The organism is Chitinophaga skermanii (assembly GCF_003259335.1).
Lineage (GTDB): Bacteria > Bacteroidota > Bacteroidia > Chitinophagales > Chitinophagaceae > Chitinophaga > Chitinophaga skermanii.
The window spans coordinates 1-1,395 of the sequence record NZ_QLLL01000023.1; the positions used below are offsets into that span (position 1 = coordinate 1).

Annotated in this window: 2 protein-coding genes; one reads left to right on the forward strand and one right to left on the reverse strand. The window is 33.5% G+C overall.

Translation table 11 applies throughout. The features are described from left to right. The first annotated feature begins 356 nt into the window (after positions 1-356). The gene (locus LX64_RS25690) at positions 357-782 is read left to right on the forward strand and encodes a hypothetical protein (protein WP_111600567.1); all 426 of its coding nucleotides are present in this window, start codon (positions 357-359) and stop codon (positions 780-782) included. Positions 783-827: 45 nt separating this feature from the next. On the opposite strand, the gene LX64_RS25695 is transcribed toward LX64_RS25690, so the two are convergent. Beyond that, positions 828-1,043 (reverse strand): hypothetical protein, encoded by a 216-nt coding sequence (locus tag LX64_RS25695; RefSeq protein ID WP_148707483.1) that lies wholly within the window; start codon positions 1,041-1,043, stop codon positions 828-830. Positions 1,044-1,395 lie beyond the last annotated feature (352 nt).

Sequence of the window (1,395 nt, forward strand, 5' to 3'; positions counted from 1 at the left end):
TACAATACCTACAATATTTATAATACTTACAATTTCAAGAATATCTACAATATCTACAATATATAATATGTCTATAACTAAAATAATTGATAAATAAAAATTTGTCTAAGAAAAATAAAATTTGTATAAATGATTAATACAAAAAATAAATAGAATAAAAAAATTTGTTTAATTAAAAATACAGAAAATAGAAATCTATTTTCTTGATACATACTATAGTACATAATGTAATATTGAAGAGATTTTTAATGGTTAAAAATTGATTTTTCAAATGACGGGGTTTTAAGGAAATAGTAAATCTAAAAATGTAATAGTACGAATGGCAATCTTGATTAGTATTTACTCAAAAAGATTTAATGGGAAATACTATCAAAATAGAACAGGAGTTCATTGATTTGTATATGAACTGGATTATTACTCTACCCGCTAATGAGCAATTACCTGCGCTAATGAAAATGAAGGAGGATAAGGGTTTAGGAATCAATGAAAGGAACTTTATCGAAATCCTAGAGAAAATGATGGAGGTGGAAGAAGATACGGAAGTACAAAAGTTTGATTCTCTTGAAACTTTTTACGAAAACTGGCTTCAATTACCAGAAGAGGAACAATGGAGCGAAATGCATGAATATATAAACTGGTTGGAAGAAAATTGCCAAAAGGATCACGAGGAATGGGTTGCAGTGATTGTGTTGCGAGAATTGGAGCGTGATTTTTGTCCTAATAAGTACAGATTTCTTGAAGTACTTTCGCAAATAGTTAAAGCCGGTCGTCATCATTCTTAAAGTTCCAAAAGTAGAAACCACTTTCTAGCAAGGTTAAAGCATATATTAATGCTTTAACCTTGCTTCTATTTGTATATCAGTGATATCAGTACTATCGTTTATTATGATCCCCAGCCATGCCCCTAAGCGGATTTGTTTTTGCACTAGGGCATGAAACTCCTTAAACGCTGCTATACTATCGGTTCGCTCTTTTTCAATAAGTGTTTTTGTGCCTTGATTAGCATTACCAAGCATGTACATTATTACAAAGACTTTCTTCATTCGATAAGTAGCTTTGACTTGTTATTATTGTTGAAACTTCGATGCCGCAGTAGATCCTGCTTTTACTGTAATACAACTTACAACGAAGTAAAGTACTAATGAGCTTAAGTAAACTATTTATATAGTTTACTATTACAATAGTTTTCCCCCTGGAAATATAGGGTTTAGGGAATCAGCTTACTAACTCTTATGATTCCTCCGTTGCGACGCTCCGTTAATCTTCAAAAACGCTATTAAACCAAGTTGGCATACGCCCATTGTGGGAAAAAGGCGCTGCTGCCGCGCCATTTTTCACCCACGCCCTTTTTTCCGGCACCCTCCGGGGGGCCTCCGGCGGGGGTTTCAAACAATG

What these genes read in the sequence shown, in the direction of transcription:
- LX64_RS25690 (WP_111600567.1), top strand. Translation starts at nt 357, where the DNA reads ATGGGAAATACTATCAAAATAGAACAGGAGTTCATTGATTTGTATATG.
- LX64_RS25695 (WP_148707483.1), bottom strand. Translation starts at nt 1,043, where the DNA reads ATGAAGAAAGTCTTTGTAATAATGTACATGCTTGGTAATGCTAATCAA.